The sequence below is a fragment of the Pseudomonas sp. DW-iso3 genome (assembly GCF_058725305.1).
The window spans coordinates 118,464-143,242 of record NZ_JBZXDZ010000007.1 but is presented as its reverse complement, the minus strand read 5'-3'; the positions used below and the strand labels follow the sequence as shown (position 1 = coordinate 143,242).

Sequence of the window (24,779 nt, the reverse complement as noted above, 5' to 3'; positions counted from 1 at the left end):
TAACAGACTGTTTTTTAGCCAGCTCGTTCATGCGCAACATTTTGTAAGGCCAAAATGGGGCCTTAACAGGACAGCCGCAGTGGCCGTCCCTAAGTCGGATCAGTATCCTAGCACCTCCTCGCCCGCCGACGCTAAGACCAAGCGGGCAGCCCAACAGGTTTAAAAACGAATGAATGCTCTAGCCCGCTGCGCCGCAGGCCTGCTGTTCAGCACAGTTTGTCTGCCTCTTTCAGCCTTGGCTGCCGACCCACAACCCACCCATGAATTCACCCTGGATAACGGCCTGAAGGTGGTCGTGCGCGAAGATCATCGCGCGCCTGTGGTGGTTTCCCAGGTCTGGTACAAGGTGGGTTCGAGCTACGAAACCCCGGGCCAGACGGGTTTGTCCCACGCCCTGGAACACATGATGTTCAAAGGCAGCGCCAAGGTCGGCCCTGGCGAAGCCTCGCTGATCCTGCGCGACCTGGGTGCCGAAGAGAACGCCTTCACCAGCGACGACTACACCGCCTACTACCAGGTACTGGCCCGTGACCGCCTGGGCGTCGCCTTCGAGCTGGAAGCCGACCGCATGGCCAGCCTGCGCCTGCCGGCCGACGAATTCAGTCGCGAAATCGAGGTAATCAAGGAGGAGCGCCGCCTGCGCACCGACGATAACCCGATGTCCAAAGCCTACGAGCGCTTCAAGGCCATGGCATTCCCGGCCAGCGGCTACCACACGCCGACCATCGGCTGGATGGCCGACCTGGACCGCATGAAGGTCGAAGAACTGCGCCACTGGTACCAATCCTGGTACGTGCCGAACAATGCCACGTTGGTGGTGGTCGGCGACGTCACCCCAGACGAGGTGAAGAACCTGGCCCAGCGCTACTTCGGCCCGATCCCCAAGCGTGACGTGCCACCGGCCAAGATCCCGATGGAATTGGCCGAGCCTGGCGAGCGCCTGCTGACCATGAAGGTGCAGACCCAACTGCCCAGCGTGATCCTGGGCTTCAACGTGCCAGGCCTGGCCACCGCCGAAGACAAACGCTCGGTACAGGCCCTGCGCCTGATCTCGGCCTTGCTGGACGGCGGCTACAGCGCACGGATCTCCGAACAGTTGGAGCGCGGTGAAGAGCTGGTCTCCGCGGCCTCCACCAACTACGACGCCTACACCCGTGGCGACACCCTGTTCATGTTGACCGCCACCCCCAATCAGCAGAAGAAAAAGACCGTCGCCCAAGCTGAAGCCGGCCTGTGGCGCCTTCTGGAAGAACTGAAGGCCAAGCCTCCGACCGCCGAAGAACTGGAACGTATCCGCGCCCAGGTCATTGCCGGCCTGGTCTACCAACGTGACTCCATTACCAGCCAGGCTACGGCCATTGGCTCCCTGGAGACCGTCGGCCTGTCCTGGAAGCTGATGGACACGGAGCTTGCCGACCTGCAAAGCGTGACCCCGGAAGACATCCAGAAAGCCGCGCGTACCTATTTCATCCGCGAACGTCTCAGCGTCGCCCATGTCTTGCCTCTGGAGACCGCTCATGAGTGATCGCAAAAGCAGCCGCCTGATCTTCCCCGGCCTGATCGTTGTCACCCTGATCGCCGCCAGTGCCGTGTATTTCCTGCGTCCGAGCGACTCCGTCGCCAGCCCCGCGCTGGAAAAAGCCCAATCGAGCAACACGCTGCAATCGCTGGCGGAACTGGACGACAAGGCACCGACCAACCGCAAGCTCGACGTGCAAACCTGGACCACCGCCGAAGGCGCCAAGGTGCTGTTCGTGGAAGCCCATGAACTGCCGATGTTCGACGTGCGCATCCTGTTCGCCGCCGGCAGCAGCCAGGACGGCAACGTGCCAGGCCTGGCGCTGATGACCAACGCCATGCTCAACGAAGGCGTGCCGGGCAAGGATGTAAGCCAGATCGCCCGTGACTTCGAAGGCCTGGGCGCAGATTTTGGCAATGGCGCTTATCGCGACATGGCGCTGGTGTCCCTGCGCAGCCTCAGCGCCAGCGACAAACGTGACGCAGCCCTTACCCTGTTTGACCAGGTAATCGGCAAGCCGACCTTCCCGGCCGACTCTCTGGCGCGGATCAAGAATCAGATCCTCGCCGGCTTCGAGTACCAGAAACAGAACCCCGGCAAGCTGGCGAGCCTTGAGTTGTTCAAGCGGCTGTACGGCGACCACCCTTACGCGCACCCGAGCGAAGGTACGCCGCAGAGCGTTCCGAAGATCACCCTGGCACAGTTGCAGGCGTTTCACGCCAAGGCCTATGCGGCCGGCAACGCAGTGATCGCGGTGGTGGGTGACCTGACCCGCGCCGAGGCCGAAGCCATGACGGGCAAGATTTCCGCCTCGCTGCCTAAAGGCCCGGCGTTGCCGAAAATCGCCCAGCCGACCGACCCCAAGCCGGGTCTGAACCGCATCGAATTCCCCTCCAAGCAGACTCACCTGCTGTTCGCCCAACTGGGGATCGACCGTGCCGACCCGGACTATGCAGCCCTGTCCCTGGGCAACCAGATCCTCGGCGGCGGTGGTTTCGGCACCCGCTTGATGAGCGAAGTGCGCGAGAAACGCGGCCTGACCTACGGTGTGTACTCCGGCTTCTCGCCGATGCAGGTGCGTGGCCCGTTCATGATCAACCTGCAAACCCGTGCAGAAATGAGCGGCGGCACCCTGCGCCTGGTGGAGGACGTGGTAGCCGACTACCTCAAGACCGGCCCGACGCAAAAGGAACTCGATGACGCCAAGCGCGAACTGGCCGGCAGCTTCCCGCTGTCGACCGCGAGCAACGCCGATATCGCCGGGCAGCTGGGTGCCATGGGTTTCTATAACCTGCCGCTGACCTATCTGGAAGATTTCATGAAACAATCCCAGGCCCTGACCGTAGAGCAGGTCAAGGCTGCAATGAACAAACACTTGAGCGCCGACAAGATGGTCATCGTGACCGCCGGCCCGACGATTGCGCAAAAGCCACTACCGCCCCCCACTGACAAAATCGCCGAGCAGCCGCTCGGGGTTCCGGAGCATTAATGGCCAGTTCATCTCGCCCGAAAAAACCCGTCCACAACGTGCATAACGGTGTGGGCCAGCTGCGCATCATTGGCGGCGAATGGCGCAGCCGCAAGCTGAGCTTCCCCGACGTGGTGGGCCTGCGCCCGACGCCGGACCGTGTGCGTGAAACCCTGTTCAACTGGCTCGCGCCGTACATTGCCGGGGCCAAGGTGCTCGACCCCTTCGCCGGCAGCGGCGCGCTGTTCCTGGAGGCACTGTCCCGTGGGGCCGCCCTGGGCCAGGCGCTGGACGCCAGCAACGTGGCGGTCTCCAGCCTCAAGGAACACTTGGGCACGCTGCGCTGCACCACCGGTCAGGTCCAGACCGCCGACGCCCTGCGCTACCTGGAAACCCAGCCGGCCAGCGAATACGACGTGGTGTTCCTCGACCCGCCGTTCAACCAGAACCTGCTGCCAACCGTGTGCGCACTGCTGGAAGAACGTCAGTGGCTGGCACCGGATGCGTGGATCTACACTGAAAGCGAGACCGCGCCCTCTACCCTGGGCCTGCCGGCAGCGTGGCGCCTGCACCGGGAACAGAAATCCGGGCGGGTGTACTACGCGTTGTGGCACCGCAGCGCCGCCTGACCTCCGGGCGAGCGAGCTTTTGTGGTGAGCGGGCTTGTCGAATCGTCGCACCGCTCATTACAGAGATCGGCATGAACCCTTGCGCTAACACATTCACCCCCGCCTTCGGCCTCGGCAACCCCCACTTGCAAACGCTGTGGGGGCCGCTGTGGCGCCCCACTACTCATATCGAACGCCAACGCGAACGCCTGTGGCTGGAAGACGGCGACTTCCTGGACCTCGACTGGCATGGCCCCCACGACGCGCAAGCGCCGTTGGTGCTGGTGCTGCACGGGCTGACCGGTTCCTCCAACTCGCCCTACGTGGCCGGCCTGCAGAAAGCCCTGGCCGCGCAAGGCTGGGCCAGCGCTGCATTGAATTGGCGTGGTTGTTCGGGCGAACCGAATCTGTTGGCGCGCAGCTATCACTCGGGTGCCAGCGAAGACCTGGCGGCGGCGATTGCCCATCTGCGGGCCAAACGGCCGTTGGCGCCGTTGTATGCCGTGGGTTATTCACTGGGCGGCAATGTGCTGCTCAAGCATTTGGGCGAAACCGGCTCGGCATCAGGGCTGCAAGGCGCGGCGGCGGTGTCGGTGCCGTTTCGTCTGGACCAGTGTGCGGATCGCATCGGCCTGGGCTTTTCGCGGGTTTATCAAAAGCATTTCATGCGTGAAATGCTGGCGTATATCCGCGTCAAGCAGAGCCGTTTCCTGCTGGACGGCCGGACAGACGGGCTCAAGGCATTGGAAGACCTGGGCCCACTGGAAAAGATGCGCACGTTCTGGGATTTCGACGGCCGGGTCACCGCGCCTCTGCACGGGTTTCTGAGTGCCGAGGACTATTACCGCCGTGCATCGAGCCGCTATTACCTGGGCGATATCCGCACCCCAAGCCTGATCATCCAGGCCGCCGATGACCCCTTTGTGTTCGCCCACAGCCTACCTGAAGCGAGCGAACTGTCGGCGTGCACGGAGTTTGAGCTGCTGGCCAAGGGTGGGCATGTCGGATTTGTCGATGGCACCCTGAAACGCCCGGGTTACTACTTGGAGCGGCGTATTCCTCAATGGCTGCTGGCACAACACGGTTAACCCTGTGGGCGCTGGCTTGGGTTTACATCTCAACTGACTGAGTCGCCTGTAGCGATTTCGCGCTTTGGATCGGTAATCCATTCGCTCCATGAACCTGCGTACAACTTACCCAACGGGTAACCCGCCAGGCTCAGGGCGAACAGGTTGTGGCACGCCGTCACGCCCGAACCGCAATACGCCACCAGCTCATCCGGCGAACGTCCCTGCAACTGGGCAGCGAAGCGCTGCTTGAGCTGTGCAGCCGGCAGGAAGCGGCCGTCGGTGTCCAGGTTTTCATTGAACGCCGCACATTGCGCTCCAGGGATATGCCCTGCGATGGGGTCGATGGGCTCCACGTCACCGCGAAAGCGTGGTTGAGCGCGGGCATCGATCAGTGTCAGTTCCGGCTGGCCCAAGCGTTTTTCCAGCTGTTCGGCGTCCAGCAACAGTCGGTTGTCCGGCGTACCGGCGAATGTCCCAGGCGCCACCAGCGGCGCGTCCAGACTCAGTGGGAAACCTGCGCCGTGCCAGGCCTTGAGGCCGCCATCCAGGATAAACACGCCATCACGCTTACCCAGCCAGGCCAGCAGCCACCAGGCGCGGGCGGCATAGGCGCCGGGGCCGTCGTCATACAACACGATATCGGTGTCAGCGCTGATGCCCCACGCCCGCAATCGCTGAACCAACGTCTCTGCCGCCGGCAATGGATGACGCCCGGTCACGCCCTTGATCACCGTGCCACTGAGGTGTCGGTTCAGGTCGGCGTATTGCGCGCCCTCGATATGCCCTTCGGCATAGCTGCAACGCCCGTAGTCCGGGTCTTCCAGGGCAAAGCGGCAATCCAGGATCACCACCGAGGCGGCCTTCTGGCGCTCGGCCAGTTGCTGGGGGCTGATCAATTGGGCAAGCGGCATGACGGACTCCTATGAACAGATTCGGGAAAGGTCCTACTTCACTTCTTCCAATGCCTGATTCAACGGCACGTAAAACTCTTTGAATAATGCATCCACGGCGTCCTTGGCCTGAGGCGTGACAAACCCAGCCTCCAGCACCAACACCTGATAGACCCCGCGTTTGATCGCCTCAGCACTCAAGTGGGCAGAGTTTTCGTTGGTGGTGCACAAGAAACGCACCCAGGAGGTGAGGATGATCCAGGCATTGAGGGTCAGGGCTTCGGTTTGCACCGGGTCCATATTGAGGATGCCGGCGTCGACAAACCCTTGGTAAATAGCGCCCCCCTGGGTCAGGCAGCGCTGGGAGAAGCGCCGATAGCCGGTCGCCAGCTCCGGGTCGCTTTCCAGCAGGTGCTCGAGGTCGCGGTGCAGGAAACGGTAGCGCCACATGCCGGCCAACACGGCCTGCAGGTAGAAACGTTTGTCTTCGACGGTGACGGCGCGACCTTGGGGCGGGCGCAGGAAACTGTCCACCAGAGCTTCGTATTCGCGAAACAGCACGGCGATGATCGCCTGCTTGTTGGGGAAGTGGTAGTACAGGTTGCCCGGCGAAATTTCCATATGGGCGGCAATGTGGTTGGTGCTCACACTGCGCTCGCCCTGCTGGTTAAAAAGCTCCAGGCTGGTTTGCACAATGCGCTCGCTGGTCTTTACTCGTGGTGCCATAGGGGATCAGCTTCTGTACACGTGATAAGGCATCTTACGGCCTATTCTTACAGGGATAAATCCGCATCTGGGCGTAATGACATTTGACAATTTAGAGTAATGACTCTAAAAACCCAGGCAGACCTATAACAATCGGGAACGCCGCCATGTCTGCCAACGTTGCCTATCTGCAAGATACCCAGGTGCTGGACCAGCTCCAGGCGCTGTTCGACACCCAACGCCGTGCCTACGCCGCCAACCCGATGCCGCCAGCCGCACAGCGCCAGCAATGGCTCAAGGCCCTGCGTGACCTGCTCAGCGACGAGCGCCAGGCGCTGATCAATGCGATCAGCCAGGATTTCAGCCACCGCAGCGCTGACGAAACCCTGTTCGCCGAACTGATGCCCAGCCTGCATGGCATTCACTATGCCAGCAAACACCTCAAGGGCTGGATGAAACCTTCCCGCCGCGCCGTAGGCATTGCCTTCCAGCCCGCGTCAGCCAAAGTCATCTATCAACCCTTGGGCGTGGTCGGTGTGATCGTGCCCTGGAACTACCCGCTGTACCTGGCCATCGGTCCGTTGGTCGGCGCATTGGCGGCGGGTAACCGGGTGATGCTCAAGCTGAGCGAATCCACGCCTGCCACCGGCGAGCTGCTCAAGGCGCTGCTGGCGAAGATCTTCCCCGAGGACCTGGTGTGCGTGGTGCTGGGTGAGGCCGAAGTCGGCATGGCGTTCTCCAAGTTGCCCTTCGATCACTTGTTGTTTACCGGGGCCACCAGCATTGGCAAGCATGTGATGCGTGCGGCGGCCGAACACCTTACGCCGGTCACGCTGGAACTGGGCGGGAAGTCGCCCGCCATTGTGTCCGCCGATGTACCGCTCAAGGACGCCGCCGAGCGCATCGCCTTCGGTAAAGCGCTGAACGCCGGCCAAACTTGCGTAGCACCGGACTACGTGCTGGTGCCGGAAGATCGCGTCGAGGGATTTGTCGAGGCCTACACCCAGGCCGTTCGCGGGTTTTATCCGACCCTGGCCGACAACCCGGACTACACCGCCATCATTAACGAGCGACAGCTCGCGCGACTCAATGCCTACGTCAAGGACGCCACCGACAAAGGCGCCACCTTGATTCCACTGTACGACCAAGGCCAGGCGCGGCGCATGGCCCACAGCCTATTGTTGAACGTCAGCGATGACATGACCGTGATGCAGGACGAAATCTTTGGCCCGGTGCTGCCGATCGTGCCGTATCGCGGCATCGACCAGGCCTTTGCCTACATCAACCAGCGCCCTCGCCCGCTGGCCCTGTATTACTTCGGCTACAACAAGGGCGAGCAAAACCGCGTGCTTCACGAAACCCATTCCGGCGGTGTGTGCCTGAACGACACCCTGCTGCACGTGGCCCAGGACGACATGCCGTTTGGCGGTATCGGCCCGTCGGGCATGGGCCACTACCACGGCCATGAAGGCTTCCTCACGTTCAGCAAAGCCAAGGGTGTGCTGGTGAAACAGCGCCTGAACGCAGCGAAGTTGATCTACCCGCCCTACGGAAAATCGATCCAGACGTTGATCCAAAAGCTGTTCATCCGCTGAAACCGCCACTCACGGGATAACAACAACAATGAACCCTAGCCTGACTGATTCACCCGCGTTGACGCGGCGCGGCGTCCTGAAAATCGGCCTGTGTGCCAGCGCCTTCCTGGCTACCGCCGGGCTGGGCGCCAGTCTCACGGGTTGTTCCAGCAGCACGCCGGCCAGCGGTTTCGTGATGTTGCGTAGCAGTGATCTGCCGTTCCTGCGCGCGGTGATCCCTGTGTTGCTGGAAGGCGTGGCCAGCGCCCAGGCGGTTGCGAGCGGCATTGAGGGCACCCTCAAAAAACTCGACTTCAGCCTGCAGCATCTGTCGCCAGAGATGTTCAAGCTCACCCAGCAACTGTTCGACGTGTTGGGCATGGCCATCACCCGTGGGCCCTTGACCGGGATCTGGGGCAGTTGGGAAAACGCCAGCAGCGAGCAGATCCGCAACTTCCTGCACCGTTGGGAAAACAGCTACCTGAACCTGCTGCGCATGGGCCAGGGCTCGCTGCTCAAGCTGGTGATCATGGCCTGGTACTTCCAGCCGACGTCATGGGCGCACTGCGGTTATCCAGGCCCGCCGAAGATTTAGCCTTGATAACCCAATCAAATGTGGGAGCTGGCTTGCCAGCTCCCACATTGACCGCAACTCCGTACAAAAATAAGAGTGCATTCCTATGCCCGTACCTGATCTGTTCCGCGACGGCATGGCCCGTGGCTGGAAAACCCACAATGGCGCCACCCTCGACAACGACCTGACCTTGGAAGCCGACGTCGTGATCATCGGCAGCGGCGCCGGTGGCGGCACCACCGCCGAAATCCTCAGTGCCGCCGGTTACAAGGTGCTGCTGATCGAAGAAGGCCCGCTCAAGACCAGCAGCGACTTCAAGCTGCTGGAAGACGAGGCCTACACCAGCCTCTATCAGGAAGGCATCGGCCGCATGAGCAAGGATGGCGCGATCACGATCCTGCAAGGTCGCGCGGTAGGCGGCACGACGCTGATCAACTGGACGTCGAGCTTCCGTACGCCGGACGCCACCCTCAGCCACTGGGCCAGCGAATACGCGGTGAAGGGCCATAGCAGCGCCGAGATGGCGCCATGGTTTGAAAAAATGGAGCAACGCCTGGGCATCGCGCCCTGGGCTCTGCCGCCCAACCCCAACAACGACGTAATCCGCAAAGGATGCGAACAGCTCGGTTACAGCTGGCATGTCATCCCTCGTAACGTGCGCGGCTGCTTCAACCTGGGGTATTGCGGTATGGGTTGCCCGGTCAATGCCAAGCAATCGATGCTGGTGACCACGATTCCATCCACCCTGGAAAAGGGTGGCGAACTGCTCTACCTGGCACGCGCCGAACGGCTCGTCTACAGCGGTGACACGATTAGCAGCCTGGAATGTGTGGCCATGGATAGCCTGTGCGTGGCGCCGACTGGCCGCAAGATCACCGTGAAGGCCAAGCACTACGTGCTCTCCGGCGGCGGCATCAACAGCCCGGCGCTGCTGATGCGCTCGGACGCGCCTGACCCGCATACGCGGCTGGGCAAACGCACCTTCCTGCACCTGGTGAATTTCTCCGCCGGGTTGTTCGACGAGGTGATCAATCCGTTCTACGGCGCGCCGCAATCGATCTATTCCGATCACTTCCAGTGGCAGGACGGCACCACTGGCAAAATGTCATACAAGCTGGAGGCACCGCCCTTGCACCCGGCGTTGGCCAGCACCCTGCTCGGCGGCTATGGCGCCCAGAACGCCCTGGACATGAGTCAGTTGCCCAACACCCACGCGATGCTGGCGCTCCTGCGCGACGGCTTCCACCCCGACAGCCCGGGCGGCAGTGTGGAGTTGCGCGGCGATGGCACGCCGGTGCTCGACTACCAGGTGTCGGCCTACGCCTGGGATGGCTTGCGCCGTGCGTTCCACAGCATGGCCGAGATCCAGTTCGCGGCCGGCGCCAAGTCGGTCAAGCCGCTGCATCACGATGCGCGCTACGTCAAAACCCTCGGCGAAGCTCGCACGATGATTGACGACCTGAACCTGGAGTTGCACCGCACCTGCCTGGGCAGCGCTCATGTGATGGGCGGTTGCGCCATGGGTGAAGACCCGAAAAACGCAGTGGCCGACAGCCTCGGGCGCCATCACCAACTGCGCAACCTGTCGATCCATGACGGCTCTTTATTCCCCACCAGTATTGGGGCCAACCCACAATTATCGGTGTACGGTTTGACCGCCCAACTGGCGACAGCATTGGCCGAACGTCTGAAAACAGCGTGAAAAAACACGGTATTCGTCATGTCTATAGTGCTTTCTTCTGCATAAGTTGACTTTCCCGACCGGGATGGCTGCGATACCATCCGGTTCCCCAACGGACTCCGCCAGGACGACGCGATGAACCGAGTGTTGTACCCAGGAACCTTCGACCCGATTACCAAAGGCCATGGCGATCTGGTCGAACGTGCCTCACGCTTGTTCGACCATGTGATCATCGCGGTCGCAGCCAGCCCCAAGAAAAACCCGCTGTTTCCCCTGGAACAGCGCGTGGAGCTGGCGCGCGAGGTCACCAAGCACCTGCCCAACGTGGAAGTGGTGGGCTTTTCGACGCTGCTGGCGCATTTTGCCAAAGAGCAGAACGCCAATGTGTTCCTGCGCGGCCTGCGTGCGGTGTCGGACTTCGAATACGAGTTCCAGCTGGCCAACATGAACCGCCAACTGGCGCCGGATGTGGAAAGCCTTTTCCTCACGCCGTCGGAGCGCTATTCGTTCATTTCCTCGACGTTAGTCCGTGAAATTGCCGCTTTGGGCGGAGATATCACCAAGTTCGTGCACCCGGCCGTGGCCGATGCGCTGACCCTGCGCTTCAAGAAGTAAGACCGCTGAATCGGCGCCTGCTCGCACTGCGGGCGCCAATGCGGCACAATTGCGCGCATTAGTTTTTCAGATGCCTTGGCTGACTGCCGCGGCAGGAGTTTCCATGTCCTTGATCATCACCGACGATTGCATCAACTGCGACGTCTGCGAACCCGAGTGCCCGAACGCCGCGATTTCCCAAGGCGAAGAGATCTACGTGATCGACCCTAACCTGTGCACCCAGTGTGTCGGCCACTATGACGAACCTCAGTGCCAGCAGGTGTGCCCGGTGGATTGCATTCCGCTGGATGAAGCCCATCCGGAGACGGAAGAGCAGTTAATGGAGAAGTACCGGAAGATTACCGGTAAGGCTTGAGCTTTTTCAGTACCTGTTGGTGCCCCATCGCAGGCAAGCCAGCTCCCACACTTGACCGCATTCAACCTGAAGAAACTCGGTCAATGTGGGAGCGGGCTTGCTCGCGAAGGCTGCATCAGCCATCACTCATCAATCAGCGCTGGCACTTAGGGCAAAACACACTCGCCCGCTGCCCCAGCACCACATTGCGCAATTCGCTCCCGCACACTTTGCACGCCTCACCGCCCCGGCCATAGACGAACAGTTCCTGCTGGAAATACCCCGGCTGCCCGTCGCCGCCGATAAAGTCACGCAACGTGGTACCGCCGCGCTCGATGGCAGCAGCCAGCACACGTTTGATCTCTATGGCCAGCTTCAAGTAACGCCCGCGCGAAATGCCGCCAGCGGCCCGACGCGGATCAATCCCTGCCGCAAACAGCGCTTCCGTCGCATAGATATTGCCCACGCCCACCACCACCGCGTTATCCATGATGAAGGGCTTCACCGCCATCGACTTGCCACGGGACAGTTGGAACAGGCGCTCGCCGTCAAACAGGTCAGTCAGCGGCTCGGGCCCCAGGCGGATCAGCAGTTCGTGGTTGTGCGGGTCCTGGCTCCAGAGCATCGCGCCGAAACGCCGAGGGTCGGTGTAGCGCAGGGCCAGGCCCGACTCCAATTCGATGTCCACATGCTCATGCTTGGCCGCCGGCATGCCGACCTCCACCAGGCGCAAGTTGCCGGACATGCCCAAGTGGCTGATCAAGGTGCCCACTTCGGCATTGATCAGCAGGTACTTGGCCCGCCGCTCCACTAGCACGATGCGCTGCCCGGACAGGCGCACATCGAGGTCTTCCGGGATCGGCCAGCGCAGGCGCCGTTCGCGCACCACCACGCGGCTGACCCGCTGGCCTTCCAGGTGCGGCGCGATTCCACGCCGGGTGGTTTCGACTTCGGGTAACTCGGGCATGTGTACCTCGTGAAGAAAGGGTCAGTGGGCACCCAGTTCGCGGATCGACAACTTCATGCTTTCGAAGTCGTAGTCCGACAGGCCCACGTAGTCCAGCACCAAATGGCCGATGGCATTCCACTCATGGTCCACCGCCTGGTTGCCCAGCACCCGATAGGACGAGCAGATGTGCTCGGCCATCTTCAGGATCGCCAGCAGGTTTTTCAGTTGCGAATTGCGCGATGACTCATCGCTGAACACCGCCAAGGCGTTGTGGTGATTGGCGATGGCGTCGGTCACATGCTCCGGCAGACGCCAGGACTTGGCGGTGTAGTAGCCGACCACGGCATGGTTGGTGTTGAACGCGTTGTTTTCGGTGTCGACCACGCGGCTGTCGGGGCCGGCATTGGCATAAGCCTGCTCCAGTACCGACATGTAATTGGGGAAACGCTTAAGCATCAGCGGCACGCCGCAATCGTGGAACAGGCCCAGGGCATAGGCTTCGTCCACCGCCTGGGCGCCGGTACGCTTGGCCAGGGTGAGGCAGGTCATCGCCACATCCTGAGCGGTGTCCCAGAAGCGGTTGAGGGTAACGATGGTGTCGTCGCTCATTTCGCCCTTGATCGACAGCGCGTTGATCAGGTTGATGATCGAACGGCTGCCCAGCAGGTTCACCGCACGCTGGATCGAGGCGATCTTGTTGCTCAGGCCGAAATACGACGAGTTGACGATCTTCAGCAGTGCACCGGACAGGCCCGGGTCTTGAGAGATCAACCGCGCGATCACTTCCAGGTCCGGGTCGGGCATGTACTGCTCCATCTGCAAATCCACCATGATTTGCGGTTGGGGCGGCACGCTGATGCCTTGCAGGGCCTGTTGGATCTGTTCGGCGGAAAGCTCTTGGGACATAAGTACACACTCTGGGCTAGGCGGGGATTCTAACCTCTATAGGAACCTGACTGACACCTCAAAAACCGATGGGAACCGGACCAAATGTGGGCGCTGGCTTGCCTGCGATGCAGGCGCCTCGATATAGCGGTCATACCGAGGTGATGCCATCGCAGGCAAGCCAGCTCCCACATGTCCGGCGGCGTCACAGAGTCCTATACAACAAGGTATACTCCCGCTCTTTTTTCCGGAGCGACGTCATGTCCCTGCCAAGCCTGCGTCTCAAAGCCAACGCCGATCGTCGTTTGCGCAACGGCCACCTGTGGGTCTACAGCAACGAAATCGACGTGGCCGCCACCCCACTCCACGGCTTCCAGGCGGGCGACCAGGCCATCCTCGAAGCGGCCGGCGGCAAGACCCTGGGCATCGTGGCCATGAGCCCGAACAACCTGATCTGCGCCCGCCTGCTGTCGCGCGACATCAAGTTGCCGCTGGACAAGTCGCTGCTGGTGCACCGTCTGAACGTCGCCCTGTCCCTGCGTGACCGCCTGTTCGACAAGCCGTTCTACCGCCTGGTCTACGGCGACTCCGACCTGCTGCCGGGCCTGGTGGTCGACCGTTTCGGCGACATCCTGGTGGTGCAGATCGCCTCGGCGACCATGGAAGCCCATAAAGAAGACGTGATTGCTGCACTGACCCAAGTGCTCAAGCCGAGCGGCATCCTGTTCAAGAACGACTCCGCCGCGCGCGACGCCGAAGGCCTCAACCGCTACGTCGAAACCGTGTTCGGCCTGGTACCGGAGTGGGTCGCGCTGGAAGAAAACGGCGTGAAATTCGAAGCCCCGGTGATCCAGGGCCAGAAGACCGGCTGGTTCTACGACCACCGCATGAACCGCGCGCGCCTGGCCCCGTATGCCAAAGGCAAACGCGTGCTGGACCTGTACAGCTACATCGGCGGCTGGGGCGTGCAAGCCGCGGCCTTCGGCGCCAGCGAAGTGTTCTGCGTCGACGCCTCCGCCTTCGCCCTCGACGGCGTGGAGCGCAATGCCGCACTGAACGGCTTTGCCGAGAAAATGACCTGCATCGAAGGCGACGTCTTTGAAGCGTTGAAAGAACTGAAAGCCAGCGAAGAACGCTTCGACGTGATCGTCGCTGACCCACCGGCCTTCATCAAACGCAAGAAAGACATGAAAAATGGCGAAGGCGCCTACCGCCGCCTGAACGAGCAAGCCATGCGCCTGCTCAGCAAGGACGGCATCCTGGTCAGCGCGTCGTGCTCCATGCACCTGCCGGAAGACGACCTGCAAAACATCCTGCTGACCAGCGCCCGTCACCTGGACCGCAATATCCAGATGCTCGAACGCGGCGGCCAGGGCCCTGATCACCCGGTGCACCCGGCGATTGCAGAGACGCGTTACATCAAGAGCATTACTTGCCGGTTGTTGCCAAATAGCTAACTAACACCGCCCCCTGTAGGAGCCGGCTTGCCGGCTCCTACAGGGGATTTGCAGGCTTCATGGCGTTATTGGTTGAATTCCATTGTTCGCAGACTAGTATCGGTTTCTGGAATTACTCCGGAAAACAAAAACAATGTCTGAGTCCACCTACTCGCCCCGGCTCAGTGGCGAGATAAAACGCCAACAACTCTCCCGCTTCATCCTCATCACCTGCATCTCCCTGATCAGTTTTTTCCCGATCAATATCCTGCTGCCCTCCTTCCCTGCCTTGGCTGAAAGGTTCGATACGCCCACCGCCGAGGTCGCGCTGTCCATCAGCCTGTTCACCCTGGTCTTTTCCATTTCTCAACTGGTCACCGGCCCGCTGTCGGACAAATGGGGGCGCAAGGAAGTCCTGCTCGGGTGCATCACGCTGTCGATCCTGGGTGCCATCGGTTGCGCACTGGCGACGGACTACCTGACCTTCCTGCTGTTTCGCAGTGTCCAGGCCATGGGTTGCGGGTTCTTCGTATTGGGCCACGCACTGGTGGAAGACCTGTTCGAGGAGCAAGACCGCGCTCGCGTGCGCCTTTACTACTTGACCCTGAGCGGTTCATTCGTTGCGCTGTCGCCGTTGATCGGCTCCTGGCTGCAAACCACCTTCGACTGGCAAGGCAGCTTTTATGGGTTCGCCGTAATGGCACTGGGCATGTTGATCCATGCCCTCTGCATCCTACCGTCCAAATCCGCCAGCCCACACCGCACGCCGGTGTCGATCATCGGCACGCTGAAAGCCGTCGCCCGTAATCGCGACTTCCTGCGCTACTGGTGGATCGCCGCACTGGTATTCGCCTGCTACTTCGCCTTGATCAGCGTGACACCGCTGATTTTCATGGACACGCTGAAGCTCTCCGAATACCAGTATGCGTTGGTGTTGATGGTATATGGCGTGGCCTACTTGCTTGGTGGCGTTGCGGCCTCGTACCTGCAAAAGCGGATTTCGCTGTCCCGGCAAATCAATATCGGCCTGGGACTTCTGCTCGTCGCGGGCGTGCTGTTAACACTGATCGTCAGCCTGGATGCCATCACCCCAGTGACGTTGCTCATCCCGATGCTGATAAGCGCGCTGGCAGTGACCCTGGTTCGTCCGGCGGCGATTTCTGCGGCAATGCTGCTGTTCTCAAGCAGTGCGGGTACTGCTGCCTCGGCGGGCAACAGCATCATGTTCCTGACCGCCGCCGTCAGCAGTGCCGCCCTGGCGCAGACCGGGTCCAACCTATTGATCACCATCGCCCTGAGCTTCATCGTCTTTAGCCTGTGGGGCTGGCTGACCAATGCCAGAACTGGACGCTAACCGACTGTAGGAGCCAGCTTGCCGGCGATGGCGTTATGCCTGGCGCTGCATCAGCGCCTGACCCACCGCTATCGCCGGCGAGCCGGCTCCTACAGTGGGTTGTGGATCTCCCACACGTCCTGTAGCCGCTATCTTCACGGTTCCGGCCATTCCCTCCAGCCGCCAGCGGTGTAGAATCGGCCTTATTCATCGCCAGTCATCCCCCGGCGGGTTTATGAGCTCGAGGCCCAAGCACGCGGCGATCCCGCGACGCGAGTGGCAACTTCCGGACACACGGCCATTTTTCGAGTGTTCCAGTCGTCAATTAGAAGCTCACTCCCCTTTGCACCTGATTAATAAGTGATTAGCCGCCCGGAGTGCTCCATGCCAGATTACCGCTCGAAAACATCCACCCACGGCCGCAACATGGCCGGCGCCCGCGCACTGTGGCGTGCCACGGGGATGAAAGATGACGACTTCAAGAAGCCGATCATCGCGATTGCCAACTCGTTCACCCAGTTCGTACCGGGCCACGTCCACCTCAAGGACCTGGGCCAACTGGTCGCCCGCGAGATCGAACGCGCTGGCGGCGTAGCAAAAGAATTCAACACCATCGCCGTGGACGACGGCATCGCCATGGGCCATGACGGCATGCTGTATTCCCTGCCGAGCCGCGAGATCATCGCCGACTCCGTGGAATACATGGTCAACGCCCACTGCGCCGACGCCATCGTGTGCATCTCCAACTGCGACAAGATCACACCTGGCATGCTGATGGCCGCCCTGCGCCTGAACATCCCGGTGATCTTCGTCTCCGGCGGCCCGATGGAAGCCGGCAAGACCAAGCTCGCGTCCCACGGCCTCGACCTGGTCGACGCCATGGTCATCGCCGCCGATTCCAGCGCTTCTGACGAGAAAGTCGCGGAATACGAGCGCAGCGCTTGCCCTACCTGTGGTTCGTGCTCCGGCATGTTCACCGCCAACTCGATGAACTGCCTGGTGGAAGCCCTGGGCCTGGCCTTGCCGGGCAACGGTTCGACCCTTGCCACCCACAGCGACCGCGAGCAGCTGTTCCTGCAGGCCGGCCGTACCATTGTCGAGCTGTGCAAGCGTTACTACGGCGAGAACGATGAGTCGGTGTTGCCGCGCAACATCGCCAACTTCAAGGCGTTCGAAAACGCCATGACCCTGGACATCGCCATGGGCGGTTCCACCAACACCATCCTGCACTTGCTGGCCGCCGCCCAGGAAGCCGAGATCGAATTCGACCTGCGCGACATCGACCGCCTGTCCCGCCACGTGCCGCAACTGTGCAAAGTCGCGCCGAACATCCAGAAGTACCACATGGAAGACGTGCATCGCGCCGGCGGGATCTTCTCGATCCTCGGCTCGCTGGCCCGCGGCGGCCTGCTGCACACCGACCTGCCGACCGTGCACAGCAAGTCCATCGCCGAAGGCATCGCCAAGTGGGACATCACCCAGACCGACGACGAAGCCGTGCACACCTTCTTCAAGGCTGGCCCAGCCGGTATCCCGACGCAAACGGCGTTCAGCCAGTCCACCCGCTGGGACACGCTGGACGACGACCGTGAAAACGGCTGCATCCGCAGTGTCGAGCACGCCTATTCGAAAGAAGGCGGCCTGGCCGTGCTGTACGGCAACATCGCGCTCGACGGCTGCGTGGTGAAAACCGCCGGTGTGGATGAATCCATCCACGTGTTCGAAGGCAACGCGAAGATCTTCGAAAGCCAGGACAGCGCCGTACGCGGCATCCTCGCTGACGAAGTGAAAGCCGGCGACATCGTGATCATCCGCTACGAAGGCCCGAAAGGCGGCCCGGGTATGCAGGAGATGCTGTACCCGACCTCCTACCTGAAATCCAAAGGCCTGGGCAAAGCCTGCGCGCTGCTGACCGACGGTCGTTTCTCCGGCGGCACCTCAGGCCTGTCCATCGGCCACGCTTCGCCGGAAGCCGCTGCGGGTGGCGCCATTGGTCTGGTGCAGGATGGCGACAAGGTACTGATCGACATTCCAAACCGTTCGATCAACCTGTTGATCAGCGATGAAGAACTGGCCGCACGCCGGGTCGAGCAGGACAAGAAAGGCTGGAAACCGGTGGAGAAGCGTCCGCGCAAAGTCACCACGGCGTTGAAGGCTTACGCCCTGCTGGCCACCAGTGCCGACAAAGGCGCAGTGCGTAACAAAGCGATGCTCGACGGTCTGTAAGCTTCGCCCAAAAAAAATGCCCCGCCATGTGCGGGGCATTTTTTTGCCTGGAGATAATCTTCCCAAACAAAGGAGATCAACAGTGGGAGCTGGCTTGCCTGCGATGCTGACACCTCGCTATGCCTGATACACCGCGTCGATGCAATCGCAGGCAAGCCAGCTCCCACACTGATTGTGTTACTGAATCTCCTCCGGCTTGACGATCACCCAATTCTTGTCCGCCGTCACCGGCAACCCTTCCTTGGCCTGCGCCGCCGCATGCTTGGCGATCATGCCGTTCAGTTGGGTCATGTATTTGTCCTTGCGGTTGATCCACAGGTGGATGCCGCCCTTGGCCACGTCCACATCGTGGAACAGCATGTAGCCATCGCTGGTCGGCGTGTCGCCACCTACCAATACCGGTTTTTTCCACTCGTCGATGTAGGTGAGGATCGCCGCGTGCTTGCCGGCCATCCAGGTCGCCGGGGTCCACAGGTAAGGGGTGAGTTCCAGGCCGAGGTTGGCCTTCTCGTCATACTTGCCGGCCGTGATCTGTTTGCGCGCGGTGGTCAGCTCGCCGGTCTTGCGGTCCTTGAGCAGGGTGGTCACGCCGATGACGTTCTCGGGTTTGACGTTGTAGCCGTACTTCGGATCGGCAGCGACCATGCGCACCAGCTCTTCCGAAGCGGCGGTCATTACATACACCTCGATGCCGTTTTCCATCAGCTTGTTGTACAACTCTGCCTGGCCGGTGAAGACTTTCGGCGGTTGCACCTCAGACTTCTTCACCACGTCGCCTTCGAAATAGCTGACGGGCACGGGTTTGCCGGAGGCCATCAGCTCATCGACCTGCACCTTGAGTTCCTTGAGGGTGAAGCCCGAGAACACCTGAGCGACCCACGGGTAGCAGACCATGTCGTCCACTTCGCAGAGGCGATAGTAGTAACTGAACAGACTTTCCTTATGGTCGGCGGTGTCTTTGAACGGCATAAGCTTGAGCGACGGATCAAGGCTGTCACGGGTGATCAAGCCCTTGTTTTCCATGTAGGGCAGCAGGGATTCTTCAAGGTCGTAGCGGTAGCTGGTGTTGTCCATGTCAAACACCGCGTAATTACCCTTGTTGGCGTTGGCGGTGATCATTTTGCTCAGTTGCTCGGCGGCCGGGGCCGGCCAGTGTTTCAACTCGGTGGCGGCCATGGTTTGTCCGGCAAGGCCCAGACACAGCGCTGCGGCAAACAATCTCGAAGCAAGCTTCATATGCGTTTTCTCCCTGAGTTAAAAACATCGACGCTAACAAATCCCTGTGACAGTTACCGCCCGAGCGCGACCGCTTGCGTCGTGATAGCGCCAACGGCATGTGCCTGAGCGTCAAATGCTTATTCCAAAAACGACGGTCACCATTCCATATCGGTATTAAATCATTATATTTCAAGCTGTTAGGATTTTCGGTTCGCAATCGCAGGCTCACGCGATTGGCTGCCTTCTGAACGGAGCTTCAATGAATCTGCCCCTGATTCTCAACTTATTGGTGTTCGTAGCCCTGCTGCTGGGCCTGGCACAAACCCGTCGCACAACCTGGAGCCTCGCCAAGAAGGTGTTATGTGCCCTCGTACTTGGCGTGGTGTTCGGCACTGTCTTGCACACGATCTACGGCGACGGTAACCCGGTGCTCAGGGCCTCCATCGGCTGGTTCGACCTGGTCGGTAACGGCTATGTGCAACTGCTGCAAATGATCGTGATCCCGCTGGTATTTGCCTCGATCCTGAGTGCAGTGGCGCGTCTTCACAACGCATCGTCCCTGGGCAAGATCAGCTTCCTGACCATCGGTACCTTGCTGTTCACCACGGCCATTGCGGCGCTGATCGGTATCGGTCTGACCAACCTATTCGGCCTCACCGCGGAAGGCCTGGTAGCCGGCACCCAGGAAATGGCGCGCCTGCAAGTGATCCAGAGTGATTACGCAGGCAAGGTCGCCGACCTGAATATCCCGCAACTGCTGCTGTCGTTCGTGCCGGCCAACCCGTTCGCCGACCTGGCCCGGGCCAAGCCAACCTCGATCATCAGCGTGGTGATCTTCGCCGCCTTCCTGGGGGTTGCCGCACTGCAACTGCTCAAGGATGACGTGGAGAAAGGCCAGAAAGTCCTCAACGCCATCGACACCCTGCAAGCCTGGGTGATGCGCCTGGTGCGCTTGGTGATGAAGCTCACGCCTTACGGCGTATTGGCGCTGATGACCAAAGTGGTGGCCGGTTCCAACTTGCAGGACATCATCAAGCTCGGCAGTTTTGTGGTGGTGTCGTACCTGGCCCTGGGCCTGATGTTTGTGGTGCACGGCCTGCTGCTGTCCCTGGCCGGGATCAACCCGCTGCGCTTCTTCCGCAAGGTGTGGCCGGTGCTGACCTTCGCCTTCACCAGCCGCTCCAGCGCGGCGGCGATCCCGCTGAGCATCGAAGCGCAGACCCGTCGCCTGGGTATCCCGCAATCCATCGCCGGTTTCGCCGCGTCGTTTGGCGCGACCATTGGCCAGAACGGCTGCGCCGGCCTCTACCCTGCGATGTTGGCGGTGATGGTCGCGCCGACCGTAGGCATCAACCCGCTGGACCCGTTGTGGATCGCGACCCTGGTGGCGATTGTGACCTTGAGTTCCGCAGGCGTCGCCGGCGTGGGCGGCGGTGCGACCTTCGCCGCGTTGATCGTGCTGCCGGCCATGGGGTTGCCGGTGTCACTGGTGGCGCTGCTGATTTCCGTAGAGCCGCTGATCGACATGGGCCGTACGGCGCTGAACGTGAATGGTTCGATGACGGCGGGTGCGATCACCAGCCAGGTCATGGGCCAGACGGATAAGGCGTTGCTGGGTGCGGATGAGCACGCCGAGTTGGCGCAGGCCTGATAGGCCGTATTCGCTAGCAAGCCCGCTCCCACCTTTTGACCGCATTCTCATGTTGGAACTCGGTCAAATGGGGGAGCGGGCTTGCTCGCGAAGCTCTTAGGCTTTCTCCCAGACCTCGAAGTTGTACGCCGGCTTATCCCCTTGCGCCGCATTCTCCAGATTGGACACCAGCTTCCACTGGCCCACATCAAACTCCGGAAACCAAGCATCCCCTTCCGGGCTCAGCGCCACACGCGTCAAATACAGGCGATCCGCCTGCTCCAGCCCCTGCGCATACAACTGCGCACCGCCGATCAACATCAGCTCGTCAACGCCTTGCGCCTTGGCCCATTCCTCAGCGCGCTCTACTGCCGCGTCCAGTGACGGAAAAACTTCCGCACCTTCCAGCACCAGATCGGTCTGACGGCTAACCACAAGGTTCAAGCGTCCCGGCAGCGGTCGGCCCAGGGAATCCCAGGTCTTGCGCCCCATGATGATCGGCTTGCCCAAGGTGGTGGCCTTGAAATATTTGAAATCCCCCGGCAAGTGCCAGGGCATGCTGTTGTCGACGCCGATCACACGGTTTTCACCGAGGGCCGCGATCAGGCTTAAAGGGAGAGTTTTTTTCATGGCGACGAGAATACCAGAGCCCCGAGTCAGAGGTTATGCTCCAGGCTCACAAACACAACAGGACAACGCGTGACTCCTCTGCACACACTTTGGCTGACAGAAACCGTGCGCCTGCGCGAAGAACACGCGGGCCCGCTGGAAGACCTGGAAGCCAACCGTCTGGCCCGCACGGCCGGTGGCGACCTGCCGACGCGCATTCAGCAGCGTGCCCTGCACTTGGCCGAGCGCGATGGGCTCACGGTTGCTCTCACCCGCTGGTTGCAGGGCGCACGTCTGGCGCTGTTGCTGCTGGCGATTGTCGCCGTGATCAGCGGCGCAGGGCTGGCGTTTGCAGCATTGGGCAACGGCATCAACCCGGTAAACGTGTTCTGGGCTCTCGGCAGCCTGCTCGGGTTGAATCTCATCCTGTTGATCAGTTGGGCCCTGGGCCTGCTGTTTGCCGGTGAACACAGTGCCAGCCTTGGGCGACTGTGGTTATGGCTCAGCGAGAAACTCGCCCGTGATGCCAAAGCCGCACAACTGGCCCCAGCACTGTTACTGCTACTGCAACGGCAGAAGCTCAATCGCTGGGCCGTGGGCGTGCTGGTCAACAGCCTGTGGTTGCTGGCGTTGCTCAGCGCCATGGTGATTCTTCTTACGCTGCTCGCCACCCGTCGCTACGGCTTCGTGTGGGAAACCACCATTCTCGGCGCTGATACTTTCGTCGCTGTGACCCAGGCCCTCGGCACGCTGCCCGCTCTGCTGGGCTTCAACGTGCCGACCGTCGAGATGATCCGCGCCAGCGGCGACTCCGCCCTGAATATCGAAAGCGCCCGCCAAGCCTGGGCCGCCTGGCTGGTGGGTGTGTTGCTGGTCTATGGCCTGCTGCCCCGCCTGATCCTCGCCCTGCTGTGCCTGTGGCGCTGGAAACGTGGGCGCGCCGCCCTGCGCCTGGACCTCAACCTGCCCGGCTACAGCCAATTGCGCGAACGCCTGATGCCGAGCAGCGAACGTCTTGGCGTCAACGATGCCGCGCCCGAACAGCTGCACCACGTCAGCGGCGGCGTCAATGAACTGGAAAGCGATGGCGCCCTGCTCGTCGCCATCGAACTGGACGACCAACATCCCTGGCCCCCCAAACTGCCCGCCAGCGTGAAGAACGCCGGCATCCTCGACAGCCGAGAGTCGCGCAACAAACTGCTGGAACAACTCACACGCTTCCCACCCGCGCGCCTGGCTATCGCCTGCGACCCACGGCGTTCGCCGGATCGCGGCAGCCTGGCGCTGATCGCCGAACTCGCCCGCAGCGCCACCGCCACCCGCGTCTGGCTGCTGCAAGCGCCGCCCGGCCAGGCGCTGGACGCCGAGCGCCTGGGTGACTGGCACACCGCGTTGCAGCAACTTGAGTTGCCTTTCGCCGACTGCGCGCCGTTGAACTGGTTGGAGACTGGCCATGACTAAGCCCCTGAAACTCGCCGTGGTCGGCCACACCAATGTCGGCAAGACCTCGCTGCTGCGCACGCTCACACGCGACGTGGGTTTCGGCGAAGTCTCCCATCGCCCCAGCACCACGCGGCATGTGGAAGGTGCGCGGTTGTCGGTGGACGGCGAGGCCTTGCTGGAACTGTACGACACGCCCGGCCTGGAAGACGCCATCGCCCTGCTCGATTACCTGGAGCGCCTGGACCGCCCCGGCGAACGCCTCGACGGCCCGGCCCGCCTGGCGCGCTTCCTGGAAGGCAGCGAAGCCCGCCAGCGTTTCGAACAGGAAGCCAAGGTGCTGCGCCAACTGCTGGCCTCCGACGCCGGCCTTTATGTGATCGACGCCCGCGAGCCGGTGTTGGCCAAGTATCGCGACGAGCTGCAGGTACTGGCCAGTTGCGGCAAGCCGTTGCTGCCCGTGCTCAATTTCGTCAGCAGCAGCGACCACCGCGAGCCGGACTGGCGCGAAGCCCTCGCCCGCCTTGGCCTGCACGCATTGGTGCGATTCGACAGCGTGGCACCGCCGGAAGACGGCGAACGGCGCCTGTATGAAAGCCTCGCCCTGCTGCTGGAAACCGCGCGGCCGCAGCTGGAGCGGTTGATTCTTGACCAGGAAGCTCAACGCAAGGCCCGCCAGCAAAGCGCTGCGCGACTGATCGCGGAGTTGCTGATCGACTGCGCCGCCTGTCGCCGCAGTGTGGTCACTGAAGATGAGCAACAAGCCATCGGCGACCTGCGTAAAGCCGTGCGGCAACGCGAACAAAAATGCGTGGAGGCGCTGCTCAAACTGTTCGGCTTCCGCCCGCAAGATGCCGCTGCCAGCGACTTGCCGCTGCTGGACGGGCGGTGGGGCGATGACCTGTTCAACCCGGAAACCCTCAAGCAACTCGGCGTGCGCGTCGGCGGTGGAATCGCCGCAGGCGCGGCGGCCGGTGCGGGGGTGGATCTGCTGGTCGGCGGCCTGACCCTGGGCGCCGCCGCCCTGGCCGGCGCGATTGCCGGTGGCGCGCTGCAAACTGCCCGCAGCTATGGCAGTCGGTTGCTGGGCAAGATCAAAGGCCAGCGCGAACTGACCGTCGACGACAGCGTGTTGCGCCTGCTCGCCCTGCGTCAGCGACAGCTGCTCAAGGCCCTTAACCTGCGCGGCCATGCGGCGATGCACAGCATCAAGGTCGACACGCCCCAAGACAAGACGTGGCGCGAAGGCAAGTTGCCGGACGCACTGCACAAAGCCCGCGCCCACCCGCAATGGTCGTCCCTCAACCCTCACGCCAGGTTGAGCCAGGCCGAACGGCAGGATCAGGTCGAAGCCCTGGCCGCTCGGCTTGATGAGACCTGATCGGGTTATTGCTTAAACCACCCAAACGCCAGGAAGGCCGTGCAGAGCGAGCGAATCAGCTCTTTATCGGCTGTATTGGCTATTCCGTTGCGGTCGATGTCGCTATTGGTGAAAGACTCCAACACCCCGTCACTGTCGCCGTCATAAGCAGCCGCTTGGTAAACCAGCGACGACGTGCACCCAGACGTCGTGCGCTCATGGAAGTCGAGTTTGATCGCGTTGGGCATCCCGGTTTTACCGAAGTGATCGACGTACATCGTCAACGTACGCTGCCAATGGCTGCGCTGATTGAACCAGCCCAGTTTCAGGAAACTGTCGGCAAAGCTATCCACCCGCTCGGTATCCAGCATGCGCGACCGGCTGGCGGGGTTCAGATCCTCCGCCCAATGTAGATCGACACGGCCATCGGCACTCATGTCCACCGCGAAGATCTCGTGAACCAGTTCATCCGGGCAACCCACCTGATGCTCATAAAAATGCAGGATGACCGTATCGGCGCGGCCATTACCACTCATGTCCTGAGCATTGGCTTTCAAGTAACGCATCAGTGTTGCTCCTTAAGATAAGAAACACACACCTTAATGACGCGTTGCACCCGCCTCCAGACGGCGAGTCTGCGTTAGGTGTAAGGCCT

22 protein-coding genes are annotated in these 24,779 nt (G+C 61.6%); 15 read left to right on the top strand and 7 right to left on the bottom strand.

Annotated features, from left to right (window positions below; genetic code table 11):
* The first annotated feature begins 169 nt into the window (after positions 1-169).
* The 4 genes from AC4PS7_RS21320 to AC4PS7_RS21305 all read left to right on the top strand — a co-directional run bounded on the left by AC4PS7_RS21320 (position 170) and on the right by AC4PS7_RS21305 (position 4,683).
* Positions 170-1,525, top strand: coding sequence for a M16 family metallopeptidase (locus AC4PS7_RS21320; RefSeq protein WP_010207255.1), 1,356 nt, complete (start codon positions 170-172; stop codon positions 1,523-1,525).
* Positions 1,518-3,008 carry a M16 family metallopeptidase gene (locus tag AC4PS7_RS21315; protein WP_010207257.1) on the top strand — a complete coding sequence of 497 codons (1,491 nt, stop codon included), beginning with the start codon at positions 1,518-1,520 and terminating at the stop codon, positions 3,006-3,008. The genes AC4PS7_RS21320 and AC4PS7_RS21315 overlap by 8 nt, the downstream gene beginning before the upstream one ends.
* Positions 3,008-3,616 (top strand): 16S rRNA (guanine(966)-N(2))-methyltransferase RsmD, encoded by a 609-nt coding sequence (gene rsmD / locus AC4PS7_RS21310; protein WP_010207259.1) that lies wholly within the window; start codon positions 3,008-3,010, stop codon positions 3,614-3,616. Before AC4PS7_RS21315 ends, rsmD begins: the two co-directional genes overlap by 1 nt.
* Positions 3,617-3,687: 71 nt before the next feature.
* Positions 3,688-4,683, top strand: a complete 996-nt coding sequence (locus AC4PS7_RS21305) for a hydrolase (RefSeq protein WP_010207260.1) — start codon at positions 3,688-3,690, stop codon at positions 4,681-4,683.
* 29 nt (positions 4,684-4,712) lie between these two features.
* Here the strand turns inward: AC4PS7_RS21305 and AC4PS7_RS21300 are convergent, their stop codons facing one another.
* The gene (locus AC4PS7_RS21300) at positions 4,713-5,576 is read right to left on the bottom strand and encodes a sulfurtransferase (protein WP_010207261.1); all 864 of its coding nucleotides are present in this window, start codon (positions 5,574-5,576) and stop codon (positions 4,713-4,715) included.
* A 33-nt stretch (positions 5,577-5,609) separates the two neighbouring features.
* Complete coding sequence (locus tag AC4PS7_RS21295) at positions 5,610-6,281, bottom strand: TetR/AcrR family transcriptional regulator (RefSeq protein ID WP_010207263.1); 672 nt, start codon at positions 6,279-6,281, stop codon at positions 5,610-5,612.
* Positions 6,282-6,427: 146 nt separating this feature from the next.
* On the opposite strand from AC4PS7_RS21295, the gene AC4PS7_RS21290 reads away from it, so the two are divergent.
* The 5 genes from AC4PS7_RS21290 to AC4PS7_RS21270 all read left to right on the top strand — a co-directional run bounded on the left by AC4PS7_RS21290 (position 6,428) and on the right by AC4PS7_RS21270 (position 11,059).
* Positions 6,428-7,855: a coniferyl aldehyde dehydrogenase gene (locus AC4PS7_RS21290; protein WP_010207264.1), complete on the top strand. Its 1,428-nt coding sequence runs from the start codon at positions 6,428-6,430 to the stop codon at positions 7,853-7,855.
* Positions 7,856-7,883: 28 nt separating this feature from the next.
* On the top strand, positions 7,884-8,429 hold the full coding sequence (locus AC4PS7_RS21285; RefSeq protein ID WP_010207265.1) for a hypothetical protein: 546 nt from the start codon (positions 7,884-7,886) through the stop codon (positions 8,427-8,429).
* A gap of 85 nt (positions 8,430-8,514) precedes the next feature.
* Entirely contained in the window at positions 8,515-10,110 is a 1,596-nt protein-coding gene (locus tag AC4PS7_RS21280; RefSeq protein WP_042571415.1) for a GMC family oxidoreductase, read from the top strand.
* A gap of 114 nt (positions 10,111-10,224) precedes the next feature.
* A complete protein-coding gene (coaD, locus tag AC4PS7_RS21275; RefSeq protein ID WP_003176711.1) occupies positions 10,225-10,704 on the top strand; it encodes a pantetheine-phosphate adenylyltransferase in 480 nt (159 codons plus the stop codon).
* Positions 10,705-10,807: 103 nt separating this feature from the next.
* Positions 10,808-11,059: a YfhL family 4Fe-4S dicluster ferredoxin gene (locus AC4PS7_RS21270; protein WP_003195146.1), complete on the top strand. Its 252-nt coding sequence runs from the start codon at positions 10,808-10,810 to the stop codon at positions 11,057-11,059.
* Positions 11,060-11,192: 133 nt separating this feature from the next.
* Here the strand turns inward: AC4PS7_RS21270 and mutM are convergent, their stop codons facing one another.
* Together mutM and AC4PS7_RS21260 are read right to left on the bottom strand one after the other, a co-directional pair.
* A complete protein-coding gene (gene mutM / locus AC4PS7_RS21265; RefSeq protein WP_010207270.1) occupies positions 11,193-12,005 on the bottom strand; it encodes a bifunctional DNA-formamidopyrimidine glycosylase/DNA-(apurinic or apyrimidinic site) lyase in 813 nt (270 codons plus the stop codon).
* A gap of 21 nt (positions 12,006-12,026) precedes the next feature.
* Entirely contained in the window at positions 12,027-12,839 is an 813-nt protein-coding gene (locus AC4PS7_RS21260) for an HDOD domain-containing protein (RefSeq protein ID WP_175439655.1), read from the bottom strand.
* A 293-nt stretch (positions 12,840-13,132) separates the two neighbouring features.
* Here AC4PS7_RS21260 and AC4PS7_RS21255 point away from each other — a divergent pair, with 293 nt between their 5' ends.
* The 3 genes from AC4PS7_RS21255 (at position 13,133) to ilvD (ending at position 17,867) form a co-directional block, all read left to right on the top strand.
* Positions 13,133-14,329, top strand: a complete 1,197-nt coding sequence (locus AC4PS7_RS21255) for a class I SAM-dependent rRNA methyltransferase (RefSeq protein WP_003195152.1) — start codon at positions 13,133-13,135, stop codon at positions 14,327-14,329.
* A gap of 133 nt (positions 14,330-14,462) precedes the next feature.
* Positions 14,463-15,662 carry an MFS transporter gene (locus AC4PS7_RS21250; protein ID WP_492179736.1) on the top strand — a complete coding sequence of 400 codons (1,200 nt, stop codon included), beginning with the start codon at positions 14,463-14,465 and terminating at the stop codon, positions 15,660-15,662.
* Between the two features lie 363 nt (positions 15,663-16,025).
* Positions 16,026-17,867: a dihydroxy-acid dehydratase gene (gene ilvD / locus AC4PS7_RS21245; protein WP_010207273.1), complete on the top strand. Its 1,842-nt coding sequence runs from the start codon at positions 16,026-16,028 to the stop codon at positions 17,865-17,867.
* 177 nt (positions 17,868-18,044) lie between these two features.
* Here ilvD and AC4PS7_RS21240 read toward each other — a convergent pair whose 3' ends face one another.
* On the bottom strand, positions 18,045-19,103 hold the full coding sequence (locus AC4PS7_RS21240; protein WP_021492660.1) for an HAD family hydrolase: 1,059 nt from the start codon (positions 19,101-19,103) through the stop codon (positions 18,045-18,047).
* A 241-nt stretch (positions 19,104-19,344) separates the two neighbouring features.
* On the opposite strand from AC4PS7_RS21240, the gene AC4PS7_RS21235 reads away from it, so the two are divergent.
* Positions 19,345-20,736 carry an L-cystine transporter gene (locus tag AC4PS7_RS21235; RefSeq protein WP_021492659.1) on the top strand — a complete coding sequence of 464 codons (1,392 nt, stop codon included), beginning with the start codon at positions 19,345-19,347 and terminating at the stop codon, positions 20,734-20,736.
* A gap of 96 nt (positions 20,737-20,832) precedes the next feature.
* Here AC4PS7_RS21235 and AC4PS7_RS21230 read toward each other — a convergent pair whose 3' ends face one another.
* Entirely contained in the window at positions 20,833-21,345 is a 513-nt protein-coding gene (locus AC4PS7_RS21230) for a dihydrofolate reductase (protein ID WP_010207277.1), read from the bottom strand.
* A gap of 69 nt (positions 21,346-21,414) precedes the next feature.
* On the opposite strand from AC4PS7_RS21230, the gene AC4PS7_RS21225 reads away from it, so the two are divergent.
* The gene (locus tag AC4PS7_RS21225; protein ID WP_198831506.1) at positions 21,415-22,785 is read left to right on the top strand and encodes a DUF2868 domain-containing protein; all 1,371 of its coding nucleotides are present in this window, start codon (positions 21,415-21,417) and stop codon (positions 22,783-22,785) included.
* Positions 22,778-24,145 carry a DUF3482 domain-containing protein gene (locus tag AC4PS7_RS21220; protein ID WP_010207280.1) on the top strand — a complete coding sequence of 456 codons (1,368 nt, stop codon included), beginning with the start codon at positions 22,778-22,780 and terminating at the stop codon, positions 24,143-24,145. The genes AC4PS7_RS21225 and AC4PS7_RS21220 overlap by 8 nt, the downstream gene beginning before the upstream one ends.
* A gap of 5 nt (positions 24,146-24,150) precedes the next feature.
* Here the strand turns inward: AC4PS7_RS21220 and AC4PS7_RS21215 are convergent, their stop codons facing one another.
* Positions 24,151-24,690 carry a hypothetical protein gene (locus tag AC4PS7_RS21215; protein ID WP_044288028.1) on the bottom strand — a complete coding sequence of 180 codons (540 nt, stop codon included), beginning with the start codon at positions 24,688-24,690 and terminating at the stop codon, positions 24,151-24,153.
* Between the last annotated feature and the right edge of the window lie 89 nt (positions 24,691-24,779).

Coding starts and splice junctions, on each gene's coding strand:
- AC4PS7_RS21320 (WP_010207255.1), top strand. CDS start 170: ATGAATGCTCTAGCCCGCTGCGCCGCAGGCCTGCTGTTCAGCACAGTT.
- AC4PS7_RS21315 (WP_010207257.1), top strand. CDS start 1,518: ATGAGTGATCGCAAAAGCAGCCGCCTGATCTTCCCCGGCCTGATCGTT.
- rsmD (WP_010207259.1), top strand. CDS start 3,008: ATGGCCAGTTCATCTCGCCCGAAAAAACCCGTCCACAACGTGCATAAC.
- AC4PS7_RS21305 (WP_010207260.1), top strand. CDS start 3,688: ATGAACCCTTGCGCTAACACATTCACCCCCGCCTTCGGCCTCGGCAAC.
- AC4PS7_RS21300 (WP_010207261.1), bottom strand. CDS start 5,576: ATGCCGCTTGCCCAATTGATCAGCCCCCAGCAACTGGCCGAGCGCCAG.
- AC4PS7_RS21295 (WP_010207263.1), bottom strand. CDS start 6,281: ATGGCACCACGAGTAAAGACCAGCGAGCGCATTGTGCAAACCAGCCTG.
- AC4PS7_RS21290 (WP_010207264.1), top strand. CDS start 6,428: ATGTCTGCCAACGTTGCCTATCTGCAAGATACCCAGGTGCTGGACCAG.
- AC4PS7_RS21285 (WP_010207265.1), top strand. CDS start 7,884: ATGAACCCTAGCCTGACTGATTCACCCGCGTTGACGCGGCGCGGCGTC.
- AC4PS7_RS21280 (WP_042571415.1), top strand. CDS start 8,515: ATGCCCGTACCTGATCTGTTCCGCGACGGCATGGCCCGTGGCTGGAAA.
- coaD (WP_003176711.1), top strand. CDS start 10,225: ATGAACCGAGTGTTGTACCCAGGAACCTTCGACCCGATTACCAAAGGC.
- AC4PS7_RS21270 (WP_003195146.1), top strand. CDS start 10,808: ATGTCCTTGATCATCACCGACGATTGCATCAACTGCGACGTCTGCGAA.
- mutM (WP_010207270.1), bottom strand. CDS start 12,005: ATGCCCGAGTTACCCGAAGTCGAAACCACCCGGCGTGGAATCGCGCCG.
- AC4PS7_RS21255 (WP_003195152.1), top strand. CDS start 13,133: ATGTCCCTGCCAAGCCTGCGTCTCAAAGCCAACGCCGATCGTCGTTTG.
- AC4PS7_RS21250 (WP_492179736.1), top strand. CDS start 14,463: ATGTCTGAGTCCACCTACTCGCCCCGGCTCAGTGGCGAGATAAAACGC.
- ilvD (WP_010207273.1), top strand. CDS start 16,026: ATGCCAGATTACCGCTCGAAAACATCCACCCACGGCCGCAACATGGCC.
- AC4PS7_RS21240 (WP_021492660.1), bottom strand. CDS start 19,103: ATGAAGCTTGCTTCGAGATTGTTTGCCGCAGCGCTGTGTCTGGGCCTT.
- AC4PS7_RS21235 (WP_021492659.1), top strand. CDS start 19,345: ATGAATCTGCCCCTGATTCTCAACTTATTGGTGTTCGTAGCCCTGCTG.
- AC4PS7_RS21230 (WP_010207277.1), bottom strand. CDS start 21,345: ATGAAAAAAACTCTCCCTTTAAGCCTGATCGCGGCCCTCGGTGAAAAC.
- AC4PS7_RS21220 (WP_010207280.1), top strand. CDS start 22,778: ATGACTAAGCCCCTGAAACTCGCCGTGGTCGGCCACACCAATGTCGGC.
- AC4PS7_RS21215 (WP_044288028.1), bottom strand. CDS start 24,690: ATGCGTTACTTGAAAGCCAATGCTCAGGACATGAGTGGTAATGGCCGC.